This window comes from Vibrio scophthalmi LMG 19158 (genome assembly GCF_000222585.1).
GTDB lineage: Bacteria > Pseudomonadota > Gammaproteobacteria > Enterobacterales > Vibrionaceae > Vibrio > Vibrio scophthalmi.
Genome location: NZ_AFWE01000149.1, coordinates 1 through 367, shown reverse-complemented (window position 1 = coordinate 367; position 367 = coordinate 1). Strand labels below are relative to the sequence as shown.

Below are 367 nucleotides of genomic sequence, written 5' to 3'. Positions count from 1 at the left end.
GCAAGCGCACGGCACCGAAACGCTCTACTACCACACCAGTAAGAAAGGCAAAGCCTTAGCGGGCGCAGTGCAAAAGCACATCGTAAAAGCATTGGGCCTTCGTGACCGCGGCATTAAGAGCCGTCAAGCCGAAGACCGCGGCGGTTATCTGCTGCGCTACACCCAAGCGCCGTGTGTCATTGTCGAACCTGGCTTTTTAAGTAACGACTACGACTTTGAGATCTTAAACGAGCGTAAAGCGCAGTACTGCCAAGCCTTGGTGGCTGCGGCAACTGAATACGCCCGTGACTTTGGTCTAGTGTAAGGCGGCCACCATGAAGGGCGCGCACATTGCGTATCACACAGGCCGTAAGCAGCGTCTTAAGGC

1 protein-coding gene is annotated in these 367 nt (G+C 55.3%); it reads left to right on the top strand.

The window, feature by feature from the left end:
• Positions 1-304: N-acetylmuramoyl-L-alanine amidase (locus tag RH88_RS11610; protein ID WP_005596102.1), on the top strand; the 304-nt coding region annotated here is incomplete at its 5' end.
• Between the last annotated feature and the right edge of the window lie 63 nt (positions 305-367).